Below are 13,985 nucleotides of genomic sequence, written 5' to 3' on the forward strand. Positions count from 1 at the left end.
CGTGGAAATCCGCGGCAATGGCGGACGGAACCGCCGTCCGGGCCCGGGGGCTCAGTCCTTCAGGCCCGGGAGGTCCTCCTCCCAGAACTCGTGCGGATTGCGGGTGCCGTCGACGACCGCGCCGCGTTCGGACTCCGCCGCGCGCAGCTGCACGCGGCGGATCTTACCGGACACGGTCTTGGGCAGGTCGGCGAACTCCAGGCGGCGGACCCTCTTGTACGGCGACAGCCGCGTGCGGGCGTGGAGCAGGATGGCCCGCGCCGTGGCCGCGTCGGGCGGCGCCCCCTCGGCCGGGGTCACGTACGCCTTGGCGACCGACAGGCGCAGCGGATCCGGCGAGGGCACCACCGCGGCCTCGGCCACGTATTCGTGCTCGAGCAGGACGCTTTCGAGTTCAAAGGGTGAGATGCGGTAATCCGAGGCCTTGAAAACATCGTCGATCCGACCGATATAGGTAATGTGCCCGTTCGAATCCCGGCTCGCGATGTCACCGGTGCGATAGCGCCCCCGGCGGGTCAGTTCCCGGGTGAGGGCCGGGTCGTCGTCGTACCCCTTCATGACCCCGACGGGACTCCGGGTCATGTCCACGCAGATCTGCCCGGTGTCGGACGGCTCGTCGGTGACCGGGTCGGCCAGCACGATGTCGTAGCCGGGCATGGGCCGCCCCATCGACCCGGGGAGGACCTCCTGGCCAGGCCCGTTGCCGATGACCAGCGTCGTCTCGGTCTGGCCGAACCCGTCGCGGACGGTCAGCCCCCACGCCTCCCGCACCCGGTCGACCACCTCGGGGTTGAGCGGCTCGCCGGCGGACAGCGCCTCGCGCAGCCCCACCTTCCACCCGGCCGGGTCGGCCTGGACGAGCATCCGCCACACGGTGGGCGGTGCGCACAGGGTGTCCACGCCGCAGCGCACCACCTCGTCGAGCAGCCGTCCGGGGTCGAACCGCTCCTGGTTGACGACCAGGACCGTCGCCTCGGCGTTCCACGGCCCGAACACGCTGCTGTAGGCGTGCTTGCCCCACCCGGGGGAGGACACGTTGAGGTGGATGTCGCCGGGGCGGACGCCCAGCCAGTACATGGTGGACAGGTGGCCCACGGGATAGGACCGCTGCGTGTGGGTGACCAGCTTGGGCCGCGACGTTGTCCCGGACGTGAAGTACAGCAGGAGCGGGTCGTCCGGGCCGGCGTGGTGAGGGGGGTGGAACTCCAGGGCGGCGTGCTCGGAGTCGGCGTAGCTCAGCCACCCGTCCATGTACCCCACGCAGATCCGCGTCCAGTGGCCTCTGAGCTGCGCGAACTTATCGGTCTCGGCGACCGAGCAGACCACGTGCGCGATCTCTCCCCGCTCCAGCCTGTCCACCAGGTCGCCCTCGGACAGGGCGGTGGCCGTCGGCGTGACGACCGCCCCGAGCTTGACCGCCGCCAGGGTGGTCTCCCACAGCTCCACCTGGTTGCCGAGCATCACCATGATCCGGTCGCCGGCGCGGACGCCCTGGCCGAGCAGCCAGTTCGCCACCTGGTTCGAGCGCTCCGACAGGTGGCGGTAGGTGTACTTGGCCTCGCTGCCGTCGTCCTCCACGATCCACAGGGCGGTCCGGTCCGGGCGCCGCTCGGCGACCTCGTCGAAGTAGTCCAGCGCCCAGTTGAACGCGTCCGGTCTCGGCCAGGTGAACTCGCGGTGGGCGGCCTCCTGGTCCGTGCGGTGCGCCAGGAGCAGGTCCCGTGCGGCACGGAACTCCGCGGCGCCCTCGGCGGCCATCTCTCTCGACATGTCTGGCGACCTCCGGTTCAGGGACAGGGCGCCGACCGCACTGTCCGCGGACTCCGCCCGGAGAGGGCGGTGGAACGGGTGTGCCCCGCTGGTCCTACCCGGGATGCGCGCCCCCGACGCCTCCCCTGGGGGCGCCCCGGCTGGCTCTAGGATGTGTGGACATGGAGGAACTGCGCGGACACCACGGAACCTGGCGGATCGACGACGAGACGGTCCGCATCCGTTTCGAGTCCGGCCGCAAGGTCCCCACGCTGCTCAAGTCCCTGGGAAGCTGCACGGTGCCGTTGGCGGCCGTGCGCGAGGTGGATTTCGACCGGGGCGACCGCAAGCACGGGTGGCGCCTGCGCCTCGGGCTCGCGGACGGCGCCGACCCGTACGCGGCCCTGGGGTTCCCCGGCCGGGACTCCTCCACCCCGCTGCTGCTCACCGGCCCCCACGACACGGAGCTCGTCGCGGAGTACCTCTCCGAGCAGATCGCCTCCTCGGCCCGCTACGCCGGGGAGACCCTCGCCGGGGAGCTCGACCCCCGACAGGTCGCCCTGGGACTGGTCGGCAAGCCCCCTCTCCAGGTCCGCACCGCGGAGGGCTCGGCGTCCTTCGACGGCGCCCGGGTGCGCCTGCAGTGGGACGGCTGGCTGGCCAGCACGGCCAAGGAGAAGGAGAAGGCCCGCGACTACCGGCTGTCCGAGGTCCTGGAGGCGGAGTGGCGGCCCCCCGTGGACGTCACCGAGGGCCACCTGCGGATCGTGCTGCGCGGCGTCACCCTCCCGGGGGCGACCGAGCTCGCGAACGACTTCTTCACCCTGGCCTCGCACGGGACGAAGGGCAGTGAGGAGACGCTGCTGATGGCGGCCACCCTCAACGCCCACATCCGGGCCGCGGACGTACCGGGGGAGGGTCCCGCGGCCCTGGGCGCCGGCGCCGGCCCCCAGGCCGACGACGGCGGAGGCGAGGCGGTCTTCGCCACGATCCGCGAACTCGGGCGCCTCCACTCCGAGGGGCTGCTCACCGACGAGGAGTTCAGCGCGAAGAAGGCGCAGCTCCTCGACCGGCTCTGACCGCGTTCCGGCGCCCCGGGACCGGCCGGGCCCGGGACGGCGGTGGGCGGGCCGGCCCGACGCGCTCCGCCGCGGTCCGCCCGCGGGCGCGGCCGGAGCTCCCGGCGCGCCCCCGCACACCATCCCCAGCTCCCGCCGGGACCCCGGCGGGAGGCCGCATACAGGAAAGGGCTCACGCCTTGCGCACTCTGTACCCGCCCATCGAGCCGTACGACTCGGGCATGCTCGACGTCGGCGACGGACACCGCGTCTACTGGGAGCTGTGCGGCAACCCCGAGGGCAAGCCCGTGGTGTTCCTGCACGGCGGGCCCGGCGGCGGCTGCGTCCCCGACCACCGGCGGCTGTTCGACCCGGCACGGTACCGGATCCTGCTGTTCGACCAGCGCAACTGCGGTCGCTCCACGCCGCACGCCGGCCAGATGGACACCGACCTGTCCACCAACACCACGTGGGCGCTGGTGGAGGACATGGAGCGCCTGCGCGAGATGATCGGCGCGCAGAGCTGGCAGGTCTTCGGCGGCTCGTGGGGGAGCTGCCTGGCACTGGCGTACGCGCAGAAGCACCCGGAGCGCGTCAGCGAGCTCGTCGTCCGCGGCATCTTCACGCTCCGGGACGAGGAGCTGCGCTGGTTCTACCAGGAGGGCGCCTCGAACCTCTTCCCGGACCTGTGGGAGTCCTACCTGGCGCCGATCCCGGAGGAGGAGCGCGACGACCTCGTCGCCGCCTACGCGCGGCGCCTGGCCTCCCCCGACCGGGAGGTCCGGCTGGAGGCGGCCCGCGCGTGGAGCGTGTGGGAGGGGTCCACGGTGACGCTGGTGCCCGACCCGTCCCTGCGGGAGCACCACGCGGACGAGGAGTACGCGCTGGCGTTCGCCCGTATCGAGAACCACTACTTCGTCAACAAGGGGTTCCTGGAGCCGAACCAGCTCGTGGACGGGGCCGAAGCGATCCGGCACATCCCCGGCGTGATCGTGCAGGGACGGTACGACGTGTGCACGCCGGTGCGCACCGCCTACGACCTGCACAAGGCATGGCCCGAAGCGGAGTTCCACATCGTGGACGACGCCGGTCACGCCTTCAGCGAGCCGGGCATCCTCGACCGCCTCGTCGAGGCGACCGACCGCTTCGCCGGAGAGTGAGCCCGGAGCCCGGGGCGCCCGTCACGGGGCCCCGGGCGGCCGGTTCCGGCCCCGGGGCCCCGTGACGGGGTTCCGGCCCCGGACCCGCGCTCAGTAGAGGGTCCGGCAGGGGCCCTCCTGGGCCGTGACGCCGTCGGCGGGGCCGGTCTGCGCGAACTGTGCGAGCTGCGCGCGGCCCCGGTGCCGCGACAGGTTCCACGAGGCGAGGCCCTCCTCCCCGGCGTCGTCCAGGCGGTACGCGATCCCGCTCAGGGCGCACGCGCGGTCACCGCCCTCCAGCTCCACCAGGGCGGGCAGGGCGTCGGCGGACAGGTCCCTCAGGTACCACGTGTCGACCTGTGTCAGCTCCAGGTCGTGGTGGCTCTCCGCGATGCGCAGGTCGGGGTTCCCGTAGGCGAACACCGCCAGGGCGACGCCGGCCAGGGCCGCGGTGCCCCTGGGCAGCCAGGCGGCGCGGCGGCCCAGGGTGTTGAGGACCCCGGCCGCGATCACCAGTCCGAACACCCCGGCGCTCCACACGATCCACGCCTCGGCGCTGATCCGCAGCCGCGTCAGGCCGAAGGTGTCGATGTAGAGCTGGAGCCGCATCATCGCCGAGGCGAGGATGACCAGGGTGAGCACGCACAGGAGCCCGAGCAGGGCGTTGCGCAGTGTCCGGGTGGCCGCGGGCCGGGACGGCAGGACGTACACGGCGACCGCGATGACGCACAGCACCAGCAGGCTGACGACCACCAGCTGGAAGAAGCCCTGGCGCGCGTACTCGGCGTAGGTGACCCCGGCGACCCGCTGGACGTGGTCGTCGCCGCCGAACATGGCGACGGCCTGCACCCCGAGGAACGCGGTGAACAGGGCGACCAGCGCGCCGAGCGGGATGGTCCACACCCAGACGGGCAGCGAGGGGGAGGCGGGCCCGGCCCCGGCGGGCCGGGCGGGTGCGTTCCCCGGGGCGCGGCGGCGCCTGGCGGCCAGGACGGCGGACCCGGTGAACAGGACGGCCGCCAGCATCGCGAACAGCCGGGAGAACCCGTCGAAGAACGTGCTCCCCGAGAACGCCCCCTCGAACAACCGCGCGATGTAGCTCGCGAAGACCGCGTCGGCGAAGGAGAACAGCAGGCCGAAGACGAGCAGGAGCGCGCCGGTGACGAGCGTGGTGAGCAGGACGGGGCCGGCCAGGCGCCGTCCGCGGCCGCTGCGCAGGGGGCCCACCAGGAACAGGGGGGTGGAGGGCAGGTTGCGGAACAGGCCGAGCGAGCCGCTGACGACCCCGACCGCGCCCTCGCGCGAGGAGGGGTTGCGTACGGAGAACGCGAGCGAGGCGAAGAAGAAGGACGAGGTGAGCGTCCAGAACAGCACCCAGCCCGCGTCGCGCAGGACCGCCGTGAGGAGCAGGGCGGCGGCGATCACGCCGTAGCCCGCCGACCAGGCGTGGGCGTAGCGGTCGGGGCGCGGCTCGCCGGCGTCCCCGCCGCGGGCGGTGACGGGGGCGGGCGGGGCCGCCGGTCCGGCGGCGCCGGTGTCGGGGGCCGGCGCCGGGGCGTCCGGCGTTCCGGTGCGGGTGGGCCCGGGGCCGGACGGGTCGGCGGCCGTGTGCTGCTCCGCCCCGTCCTGCCGGGCGTCCGCGTCCGCCTGTGTCTGCGCGACGCCGGTCTCCTGTGCCTCTGCGTCCCCGGTCTCCTGCGCGTGCTCCGGGCCCGGTCCTTCGGAAGACCCCGGCCCCGCACACCCGGTGTCCGCGTGCCCGGAACCGTCATGCCCGGATTCGGTGCCCCCGGTGTCCCCGGAGCCGGAGGCGTCGGGACGCGTCTCCCCGGAGCGGGGGCTCCCGTCCTCCCCGCCGGGGACCGCGTCGCCGGTCCCGGGAGCCCGTGCCCCGTCCGCCTCCCGCGCGGCGGGGGCGTCCGCCTCCGGAAGCGCCCGGGAGGCGTTCCCGTCCGGCCCCTCGTCGCGGCCGTCCTCCCCACCGGGGGTGCCGTCCGGGATGGGGGGACGCACCATCAGCGCCGTCAGGGCGGTCAGGCCCGCGACCGCCCCCGTGATCACGATGCCGAGCCCCGGGCGGTCGAGCGTCGCCAGGAAGGCCGCCACCACGCCCACGCCGAGGAGCGCGAGGGGGAGCCACACGGGCGCCTCGGGCAGGGGGATCCGGGTCCTGGCCCCCCAGAAGTCCTGCTGGTACAGCTGCGCGTAGCTCTGCCGGTCACGGTCGGGGTACGGGCCGTACGCCTGGTGAGCCGGATACGCCTGGTGGGCCTGGTGCGGCGGGTACGCCGGGTGCGGGTGGGTCGTGTCCCCGGGCCGGCCCGGGCGGCCGTCCGTCCCGGCGTGTCCGGCCGTGTCCCCGGGCCCGCGCAGGGCCCCGGCGGAGGAACCGTGCCCGGAGCCTCCGCCGGGACCCTGCGCGCCCCCGCCGGCCGTGTGTTCGCTCGGCATGCCACCCCTCTCCACGACGGCCCGGACGGCCCGTGCTGTCGTGACAGTTGGACAGCCGGACGGTGTCCACGGTTCACCGAATGCCCGACTTGTGTCATCAAGTTATGGATCGGGTCGAATGGGCGAATCCCCTCGGTCCCTGTGGTGACAAGGCCCTGCCCCGGCCGGGGGAAGTGGCTTAGGCTCGGGTCCTGCGACCGACCACGCGAGGAGCACACGAGCATGCGAGTCGAGGTCGACTACGACCGGTGTGAGAGCAACGCCCTGTGCATGGGCGCGGCGCCGGAGGTGTTCGAGGTCCGCGACGACGACTTCCTGTACCTGCTGACGGAGGAGCCCGCCGCCGGGTCCCACGACGGCGTCCGCCGTGCCGAGCGGCTGTGCCCCAAGCGGGCCATCACCGTGCTGGAGTGACCCCCGCCGCGGCCAGGGCCTCGTCCCACGTCGTCGGCTTCTCCAACAGCCCGCGGTAGCGCATCGTCCGGGGCGTGGAGCGCAGCCCCAGCACGCCGGTGAGCATGCCGCCCCTGCCGAGGAAGGCCACGAACTTTCGGTCCTCCGGTGAACCGTGCACGAAGGTGACCTGATCCGCCGGTGCTCCCTGTCCCAGCAGCTGGAGCTTCATCTTGTATTGGTCCGACCAGAAGTAGGGCACGGGGGTGAAGGGCGTGCGCCCCTCCCCGGCGAGCAGGTTGCGGGCCGCGGCCTCACCCTGCTCGCCCGCGTTGGTCCAGTGCTCCAGCCGGATCCGGCCGCCGTAGCGGGGGTGAGGCCAGTTCGCGAGGTCGCCGACCGCGTACACGTCCGGCACCGCCGTCGCCGAGTACCGGTCGCACACGACCGCCCCGTCGGCGAGCAGCTCCACCCCCGACCCGCGCAGCCACTCGGTGTTCAGGTGCACGCCGATCCCGGCGACCACCAGCGACGCCTCCACGGCGCTGCCGTCGGTCAGCCGGACCCTCTCCACCCGGCCGTCCCCCTCGAACCCGGCCACGCCGGCGCCGAGGCGCACGTCGACCCCGTTCTCCCGGTGCAGCTCGGTCAGGAGGCGGCCGATCCGCGGGTCCACCACGCGGGTCAGCGGCGTCGCCGCCGCCTCCACCAGGGTCACGTCCATGCCCGCGGCGCGGGCGCTCGCGGTGACCTCCGCGCCGACGAAGCCCGCGCCGACCACCACGAGGCGGCCCCCCGGGGCGAACGCCGCGCGCACCGCCTCGGCGTCGTCGAGCGTGCGCAGCACGTGGACCCCCGCCAGGTCGGTGTCCGGGCGCCGGGCCCGCGCCCCCGTGGCGATGACCAGGCCGTCGTAGCGCACGGTCCCGGCGGCGCCGCCCGGACCGGAGACGGTCACCTCGCGGGCCGCGGGGTCCAGGGCCACCGCCCGGGTGCCCGTGCGGAGGTCCAGGTCGAGGGCGTCGACGGCCGCGTCGTCGCGCAGGCGCAGGGCGCGGTGGCCCGCCAGCCACCCGGGCCCTCCGCCGGAGGGGTCCATGCCGATGCCGGTCAGCACCTCCTTGGACAGGGGCGGGCGCGAGTAGGGGCGGTGCGCCTCCTCGCCGAGGAGCGTCAGCCGCCCCTCGAACCCTTGTGCGCGCAGCGCCTCGGCCGCGTGCAGCCCCGCCATCCCGGCGCCGACGACGACTATCTCGTTCAGGGTGTCCCGCACGGTGCTGTGCCTTTCGGTGGTCCCTCCCCGGGGAGGGGGCGTCAGAGTGGGCGGACCTCGCCGACGGGGGCGCCACCGCCGTGGACGTCCACGCGCAGCCGGTCCTGGACGGGGGAGACGTCCACACCGAGGGTCAGCAGGGCGTCGAGTGCGACCAGGGTACGCGCCCGCTCCTCCGCGTCCCCGTCGCTGATCTTGACGGCGACGGTCTCGCCCGTGGCCGCGCCGAGCACCAGGACGCCGTCGGCGCCGATCTTGGAGACCAGGCCCGGCATCCGGGTCATCAGGTCGGTGTCCACGCGGCCGGGGCCCGACACGTACTCGGGGTGGGCGCTCATCGCGTCCAGGACGGCCCGCTCGCGGCTGCCCCCGGGCGCGGTGCGCATCCGCCACAGGCCGCGGGCCAGCCCGGCCAGGGTCACGGCGAGCTGGGGCGCACCGCAGCCGTCCACGGCGGTGTGCGCGACCTCCTCGCCGCACACCTCCTCCGTGGTCTCGCGGACGAGCACCTGGAGGGGGTGGTCCGGGTCGAGGTAGTCGCCGGTGCTCCACCCGCGGGCGACGCACGCGGCCAGCATGGCGGCGTGCTTGCCCGAGCAGTTCATGAGCAGGCGCTCGGGCTCGCGCCCGGCGCGGACGAAGGCGGTGCGGGCCCCGGAGCCGCCCGGGGCCGCGGGCGGGCAGCCGAGGGCGTCGGGGGTGAGGCCCGCGGCCGCGAGGATGCTCCTGGCCTCGTCCGCGTGGAAGTCCTCTCCGCCGTGGCTGCCTGCCGCGATGGCGAGAGAGCGGCCGGCGAGGGGGGCGCCCGCGCGCAGCGACGCCAGGGCCTGGAAGGGCTTGGCGGAGGAGCGCGGGAACATGGGCTGGTGCACCGGGCCGCGGGCGTAGGCGATCTCGCCGGACGCCGTCAGCCCGACGACCGCGCCGTAGTGGACGCTCTCGCGCATACCGGACCGGACGACCTCCGCCAGGGGGACGTACTCGGGCAGCGGGCTCTGGGGCATGCGGGCTCTCCTCGACGGTGAGGTTCGGTGGGCGCGGGGTGTCCTCCGGCGGGCGGACACGCGTAAGAACGTTACATAACCCCCCTTTCTTCCGTGTGTCCAGGTGGCCGGGCCCGGCTCGCCCCGGTGCGGCCGGGCCCCGGCGGCCCGGGCGCCCGGAGCCGGTCGGCGGGACACGGAGCAGGGGCTCGGCCCGGGCTCCGGCCGTGTCCCCTGACACGATCTGCCCGGACGACGCGTGCTGGGGGTTCGCTGTCGGACGCGGGGAGTAAGGTCGATGCCGGTACGCACCAGGAGAAACGGCCTGTGGCACGGCGCGACGAAGGAGTGGGGCACACGATGGGAACGCTGCGGATGGGCGCGCTGACCCGGCGCAGGGTCGGAATGCGGGCGGCGGACCTGGAGTACGCGGTACTCGACATGGAGACGACGGGCCTCGAACCGCGCGAGGGCGCGCGCATCGTGGAGATCGCGGTCGTGCGGGTCCGGGGCGACGGCAAGGTCGTCGAGGAGTTCAGCACCCTCGTGGACCCGCGCGCGGAGGTGGGCGGCCGGGAGTTCCACGGGATCGGCGAGGGGGACACCGTCGGCGCCCCCGTCATCGCCCAGGTCGTGCCCCGGCTGGCGGAGCTGCTCTCGGGGGCGGTCGTGGTCAGCCACAACCTCGACTTCGAGCTGCGCTTCCTCGGCTCGGAGCTGGTGCCCGCGGGGCTGCCGACGGGGCAGTCCGGGCTGTGCACGCTCCGCGCGCTGCGCTCCCAGATCGACCTCGACCGGTACTCGCTGCCCAAGGCGTCCTTCCGGCTCGGGGGAGACTGGCCGACCGGCCAGCACACGGCGCTGGGCGACGCCCGTGCCTGCGCCAAGCTCCTGGCGGAGATGATCGCCAACGCTCCGGGGGAGCTGCGCTACAACGGGCCCGCGCCCCGGACCCTGGCCGTGCCGGAGGCCGCGCCGGTGCGGGGACCGTGGGGCGTGGTCGAGCCGGTCCGCTGGAAGCCGCGCACGGCCTCGGTGCCGGGCGGCCTGGCGCCGCTGAGCCCGTGGCGGGCGGACTGGAGGCCCCGGGAGCTGGACGCCCTGCTCTGCGGCGGGGCCTTCGGCGCCACCGACCGGGCGATCGCGGAGCTGGCCGCCCAGCGCGACACCCGCTTCCGGGAGCGGTTGGCCACGGCGGCGGCCGTGACGGGCGGCATCGCCGCCACCGCCGCGGGGGGCCTGCTCGTGCGCATGGCGGGCAGCCGGGCGACGGGCTCCGCGATCGCCCGCCGGGCCGTGGCGGCCCGGGAGGCGCTCAGAGGCCGGACAGGGTGAGGAAGAAGGCCACGATCAGGGCGCTGCCCCCGAGCGTGGCCAGCAGTGCCTTGCCCTGCTCGGTGAGCCGGGCCGACTCCAGGCGGACGCGTGGAGCGGTCCCCGCGCGGCGTGCGGTGGCCAGGGGCCCCTCGGCGGCGGCGCGGCCGGCCCCGGGGGCCGGGAGCCGTCCGGGCACGTAGTGGGGCAGCTTGTTGAAGAGCGCGATCGACACCAGGACGGTGCCGACGGCGAGCAGGACGAGTGACACGTCGGGGCCTCGCTCTCGGTCGGAGGGCCGCCCGCCCGCGAGGGGCGGGCGGGTGACCGATTCTTACCGATGCCGAGATGCCGTGGCGAGTCTGTTTCGACCGCACCCTGTCCAGGGTCCTCTTACGGACCAGCCCTTATGACTCAGTGGTTACAGGGTCTCGCTCTGCGTGATTTCGGGGGAGGGTTTCGGGAGGACGGTGTCGATGGTTTCGGGCTCCACCCCGAGGGCGCGGAGAACGAACCGCGTGACAAGGGCGTGGGTCTCGTCCAGGTCGATCTCGCCGCTCACGAGCGGGAGGCGCTGGGAGCCGACCATCGACAGGGTGAGGCGAGCGACGGGCTCCGCGGGCAGGGGCTCGAACTCGCCGGCGGACGTCCCCTCCTCCAGGATCTCGGTCAGCAGGCGGTGCATGGGGGCGACGTGGTCGGCGAGCGCCTGGTAGGCGTCGGGGCCGAGGCTGGCGCCGAGTTCGGCGGCCGGCGGGTGCGGGTGCGCCATGATCCCCTCCAGCTGGAGGCGGACGAACGCCGACAGCCTCCGGGCGGCGGACACGCCCGAGGGGAGCTCGCGCCTGTACCGCTCCACGAACGCGCTGTTGACCTGCTCGGTGAAGGCGAGGAGCAGCGCGGGCTTGTCCGGGAAGTAGTTGTACAGGGCGGTGCGCGTGATGCCGGCGGAGTTGGCAACGTCGGTCATGGAGACGCGGTCGATCCCCTGGCTCCGGATCAGGTGGTCGACGGCCTCCATGATGCGCTCCCGTGTGCGGGCACGGTGGGCGGCGATGGTCGGCGCCGTGATCTTGGGCATCCCCCTATGGTGGCACGTCCGGGGGCCGGACCGGCATGGCCGGGAGTCCGGGGCCGGTGGCGGGCGGCCCCTCAGGCGGCCGGGGCGTGGACGCGGCCCAGGTCGGCGAACACCTCGGTGTTGAGCTGGTAGGCGAGCCGGGTCTCGGCCACGAGGCGCGCGGCGGCCGCCTCGTCCAGGTCGAGGGAGTCGAGGCGCTCGCGGTACCCGGCACGGAACCGGGGAAGGCTGCCGAGCGCGTCGAAGACGTAGAAGGCGACGCCCGCCCCGTCGGACAGGCCGTAGGCCCCGGCGGCGGCGCGGCGGATGAACTGCCCGCCGGACACGTCGCCCATGTAGCGCGTGTAGTGGTGGGCGACGAACCCCTCGGGGTGGCCGGCCATCTGCTCGATCCGCGCCGCGTAGGTGCGGGTGGCCGGACCCGGCGAGATCCGCTCGCGCCAGTCGGGGCCGAGCAGGTGCTCCAGGTCGCGGACGAGCGCGGGGAGCCGTTCGAGCTCGGGGTAGTGGAACCTTCCGGCGACGGGGTCGTCCGACAGCCTCCGGCCGACCTCCTCCAGCGCGGCGTAGGCGAAGTAGTGCTGGGCGACCATCTCGGTGTAGCCGGCCAGGGGGAGGGAGCCGTCGAGGAGGGCCCGGGTGAACCCGTGGTCCTCGGCGGCCCGGTGGTCGCTCCACGTCGCGGCCTTGAGCCGTTCGGAGAACAGCTCGGGCGAGCCGGGTGCGGCCGTCGAGGGGGCCTCGGCCGTTGCGCTCATCTGCGCTGTCCGCCTTCCGTGTCGGAAACTTTATGACATCATGTCATTTAGGTGGGAGGGGCTGTCAAGACGGATATGACGGGTCGTCGTGAAAAAATCCGCCCGTGTGTCGCCCGTACTCCCGGGCCCGCCCCGTCCCCGTCCCCGCACCCCCGCGCCGCAAGGGGTCCCGGCGTCGCGCGGTCATGTCCTGCACGTGCCCTTGCATGCGCATATGCCGGTTCTGCGTGGTTGTGGGGGCGGCGTCGCACCGGGCGCCCGGGACGCGGGACGCAGACCCCCGGGAGGCCGCCCCGGGGGCGGTTCCGGCCGTCGGCGTCGGATGTGTCTCGTTACGCCTGCTGGTCAACAGGTCGCCGGGGCGATTATCGTTTGTGTGTCGTGTGGTCCGAACCGCCGGGAAGCACCGAGGGATCTCCTCGGCGCGCCGTGCGGGGCAGGCACCCGCGGTCCGGCAGACCAGAGGCGATGAGTGGATACCAGGAGAACAGGGCACGATCCCCGGACGGTGATCGGTGAGGGGGCGGCACAGGCCGCTCCCGCCAACGGCGCTGCCCCCCACGGCGGCGCCTCCCTGGGCGACGACGCCGTCCTCAACGACCGGGTGGAGGCCACCGTCGAATCGCTTGACGTCCTGCTTGTCGAAGACGACGCGGGCGACGCCTTCCTCGCCGAGGAACTGCTCGCCGACACAGCCCTGAACACCCGCATCACCTGGGTCTCCACCCTGGCGGACGCGCGTGAGCACCTGGAGGGCTTCCGCGGCTGCGTCCTGCTCGACCTGAACCTGCCCGACGCCCACGGCCTGGAGCTCCTCCGCGAGATCCTGGAGGGCGCGCCGGCCGCCGCCGTCGTGGTCTTCACCGGGCTCGACGACGAGCACGAGGGCGTCGCCGCGGTCGCGGCCGGAGCCCAGGACTACCTCGTCAAGGGGCAGGTCGACGGCTCCCTGCTCGGCCGCAGCCTCCGCTACTCCCTGGAGCGCCGCCGCGCCGACGAGGGCGCACGGCAGCTCCGCGAGGCGCGCATCCGCGCCCGGGAGAACATGCGCCTCGAACGCGGCCTGCTGCCCCAGGTCCTGCTCCAGCGCTCGCCGCTCAGCCACCGCGCCTACTACCGGCCCGGCCGCAAGCGCGCCCTGGTCGGCGGCGACTTCTACGACGCGGTCGAGAAGGACGGCACCACCCACGTCGTCATCGGCGACGTGAGCGGGCACGGCCCCGACGAGGCCGCCCTCGGGGTCAGCCTGCGCATCGCGTGGCGCGCCCTCATCATGGGCGGGGTCGACGAGGCCAGGGTGCTGCCCAACCTGGAGGCCATCCTGGTCAGCGAACGCGCCCAGGAGGAGATGTACGCGACGCTGTGCATGGCGAGCCTGGACACCGGCGACGACCGGGTCAGGCTCCGCGTCCTGGGACACCCGCCGCCCATGATCGTCCAGGACGGCGCGGTCGAGGAGACACGCGTCACCCCGCAGCCCCCGCTGGGCGTCTTCCCGGTGGAGGAGACGGCCACGGACGAGGTCGTCCTGCCCGTCGGGGCGAGCGTGCTCTTCTACACCGACGGCCTCGTGGACGCCTACGACGGCGGCCCGCCCGAGCGCCTGGAGGTCGCGGGCCTGCGCCGGATGGTCACCGGAGTCCTGGGGCAGGGCGTCTCACTGGCCCGCCTGCCGGAACACCTGGTGGACGAGGCGGAACGCAGCAACGGCGGCCCGCTCCAGGACGACGTGGCGATGCTGCTCATCACCCACGGAGAGTTGGAGTGAGCCCGACCCGGGAGGGAA

At 74.1% G+C, this 13,985-nt stretch carries 12 protein-coding genes; 5 read left to right on the forward strand and 7 right to left on the reverse strand.

What is annotated here, in order from left to right:
* Positions 1–51 precede the first annotated feature (51 nt).
* A complete protein-coding gene (locus tag ACFQBR_RS24720; RefSeq protein WP_344178236.1) occupies positions 52–1,770 on the reverse strand; it encodes an AMP-binding protein in 1,719 nt (572 codons plus the stop codon).
* A gap of 161 nt (positions 1,771–1,931) precedes the next feature.
* Here ACFQBR_RS24720 and ACFQBR_RS24725 point away from each other — a divergent pair, with 161 nt between their 5' ends.
* Both ACFQBR_RS24725 and pip read left to right on the forward strand, forming a co-directional pair.
* A complete protein-coding gene (locus ACFQBR_RS24725; RefSeq protein ID WP_267946240.1) occupies positions 1,932–2,828 on the forward strand; it encodes a DUF4429 domain-containing protein in 897 nt (298 codons plus the stop codon).
* 179 nt (positions 2,829–3,007) lie between these two features.
* Positions 3,008–3,967: a prolyl aminopeptidase gene (pip, locus tag ACFQBR_RS24730; RefSeq protein ID WP_267946239.1), complete on the forward strand. Its 960-nt coding sequence runs from the start codon at positions 3,008–3,010 to the stop codon at positions 3,965–3,967.
* Between the two features lie 90 nt (positions 3,968–4,057).
* On the opposite strand, the gene ACFQBR_RS24735 is transcribed toward pip, so the two are convergent.
* Positions 4,058–6,397, reverse strand: a complete 2,340-nt coding sequence (locus tag ACFQBR_RS24735) for a DUF4153 domain-containing protein (RefSeq protein WP_352986509.1) — start codon at positions 6,395–6,397, stop codon at positions 4,058–4,060.
* 222 nt (positions 6,398–6,619) lie between these two features.
* Between ACFQBR_RS24735 and ACFQBR_RS24740 the strand changes: the two genes are divergently transcribed.
* Complete coding sequence (locus tag ACFQBR_RS24740) at positions 6,620–6,811, forward strand: ferredoxin (RefSeq protein ID WP_344178241.1); 192 nt, start codon at positions 6,620–6,622, stop codon at positions 6,809–6,811.
* Here ACFQBR_RS24740 and ACFQBR_RS24745 read toward each other — a convergent pair.
* Both ACFQBR_RS24745 and ACFQBR_RS24750 read right to left on the reverse strand, forming a co-directional pair.
* Positions 6,795–8,063: an NAD(P)/FAD-dependent oxidoreductase gene (locus ACFQBR_RS24745; RefSeq protein ID WP_344178243.1), complete on the reverse strand. Its 1,269-nt coding sequence runs from the start codon at positions 8,061–8,063 to the stop codon at positions 6,795–6,797. The genes ACFQBR_RS24740 and ACFQBR_RS24745 overlap by 17 nt on opposite strands.
* 41 nt (positions 8,064–8,104) lie before the next feature.
* Positions 8,105–9,067 carry an asparaginase gene (locus tag ACFQBR_RS24750; protein WP_344178246.1) on the reverse strand — a complete coding sequence of 321 codons (963 nt, stop codon included), beginning with the start codon at positions 9,065–9,067 and terminating at the stop codon, positions 8,105–8,107.
* Positions 9,068–9,406: 339 nt separating this feature from the next.
* On the opposite strand from ACFQBR_RS24750, the gene ACFQBR_RS24755 reads away from it, so the two are divergent.
* Complete coding sequence (locus ACFQBR_RS24755; protein WP_267946234.1) at positions 9,407–10,381, forward strand: 3'-5' exonuclease; 975 nt, start codon at positions 9,407–9,409, stop codon at positions 10,379–10,381.
* Here ACFQBR_RS24755 and ACFQBR_RS24760 read toward each other — a convergent pair.
* From ACFQBR_RS24760 to ACFQBR_RS24770, 3 genes are all read right to left on the reverse strand, one after another.
* Positions 10,362–10,631 (reverse strand): hypothetical protein, encoded by a 270-nt coding sequence (locus ACFQBR_RS24760; RefSeq protein ID WP_267946233.1) that lies wholly within the window; start codon positions 10,629–10,631, stop codon positions 10,362–10,364. The two genes, ACFQBR_RS24755 and ACFQBR_RS24760, sit on opposite strands and share 20 nt — an antisense overlap.
* A 150-nt stretch (positions 10,632–10,781) precedes the next feature.
* Positions 10,782–11,441, reverse strand: a complete 660-nt coding sequence (locus tag ACFQBR_RS24765; RefSeq protein ID WP_344178249.1) for a TetR/AcrR family transcriptional regulator — start codon at positions 11,439–11,441, stop codon at positions 10,782–10,784.
* Between the two features lie 71 nt (positions 11,442–11,512).
* Entirely contained in the window at positions 11,513–12,199 is a 687-nt protein-coding gene (locus ACFQBR_RS24770) for a biliverdin-producing heme oxygenase (protein ID WP_267946231.1), read from the reverse strand.
* A gap of 472 nt (positions 12,200–12,671) precedes the next feature.
* Here ACFQBR_RS24770 and ACFQBR_RS24775 point away from each other — a divergent pair, with 472 nt between their 5' ends.
* The gene (locus ACFQBR_RS24775; RefSeq protein WP_352986513.1) at positions 12,672–13,967 is read left to right on the forward strand and encodes a PP2C family protein-serine/threonine phosphatase; all 1,296 of its coding nucleotides are present in this window, start codon (positions 12,672–12,674) and stop codon (positions 13,965–13,967) included.
* Positions 13,968–13,985: the final 18 nt, after the last annotated feature.

The organism is Nocardiopsis tropica (assembly GCF_042660575.1).
Taxonomy (GTDB): domain Bacteria; phylum Actinomycetota; class Actinomycetes; order Streptosporangiales; family Streptosporangiaceae; genus Nocardiopsis; species Nocardiopsis tropica.